The organism is Nostocoides australiense Ben110, assembly GCF_001050535.1.
Classification (GTDB): domain Bacteria; phylum Actinomycetota; class Actinomycetes; order Actinomycetales; family Dermatophilaceae; genus Nostocoides_A; species Nostocoides_A australiense.
Genome location: NZ_HG764815.1, coordinates 3,677,150 through 3,678,251, shown reverse-complemented (window position 1 = coordinate 3,678,251; position 1,102 = coordinate 3,677,150). Strand labels below are relative to the sequence as shown.

The following is a 1,102-nucleotide window of genomic DNA, read 5'->3' as shown; positions in this document are numbered from 1 at the left end:
GACCGGCTCGGCGCGCTGCGAGCCCAGGTGCGCCGTATGCAGTGCGTCCGCCAGGTCGCTCAGCCGGACCTGACGCAGCGCGGCGACGAGACGGTCGCGCACCAACTCCAGGTCCGCCTCGGCGACCGGGACGCCCGACCAGTCGAGACCGGGCGGGAAGGCAGCGCGCAGGTCGGCGTCGTCGGCGAGGCGCGTCACGGCATACCGGCTGAGGGTGTGCAGCAGGTGGGTGCGCGTCCACGTGTGCACCCCGATGGTCAGGTGGGTGCTGATCTCGCCCAGGGCGGTGGCGGCGTGCAGGTAGCCGCGCGGGAGATAGAGGCAGTCGCCGGGTTCGAGGGTGACCTCGAGCAGCGGTATGCCGGTGCTGGCCGCCTCGACCTGCGCTCGCCGCTGATCCCAGGGCTGGCTGCGCAGCGGGGTCGTCAGGATCGGTTCGCGGATCTGCCAGCGTTTGGCGCCGGCGATCTGCAGGACGAAGACGTCGTGGACGTCGTAGTGGGAGCTGAACCCGGTGTTCTGGGCGGGGGTGGTGTAGGAGTTGACCTGGACCGGGTGGCCCAGATCGGTGCTCAGCTGCCCGGTGAAATCGATGATCGGCGGCCAGGTGCGGTGCAGCGCCTGCAGGACCAGCGTCGAGCCGCCGGCGAAGAGGTCGAGGAGCCGGTCGTCGCTGAGCTGGTCGGTGACGCCGGCGCCCACGCCCCCGGCCCGGGTGAACTCCGCGTCGGCCAGCGTCGAGCCGTCCTTGGCCACGCGCAGGAACGGGGTGCGCAGGCCGCGCCGGGAGATGAGCTCGTCGACGGCGTCATTGCTGAACAGGTCGGCGAAGCCGCTCGGCAGGTCATCCGCCCGGGAGAGCAAAGGCGCTGTGCCCCAATGCTTATCGGCGAAATCATCGAAGGAAACGGAGAGCAGGCGCGCGAGAGCGGGGCGGACCTGCTGGTCCGCCCCGCTCGATGTGTCGGTTGGGTTCACGCGCAGATTATGTCCGGTCCTCCCGCGTGATGATGTGCGTCAGACGCATCACCACTCATGCGGTCAGAGCCCGCGGGCAACGTCCTCGGGCAGGTCGCCGTCGGGTGCCGCCGAGGCCACACCG

1 protein-coding gene is annotated in these 1,102 nt (G+C 70.7%); it reads right to left on the bottom strand.

Going from position 1 to position 1,102, the window contains the following annotated elements:
* Positions 1 to 978, bottom strand: a 978-nt coding sequence (locus tag BN11_RS18025; RefSeq protein WP_053084176.1) for a cupin domain-containing protein, incomplete at its 3' end; no start/stop codon positions are given.
* Positions 979 to 1,102: the final 124 nt, after the last annotated feature.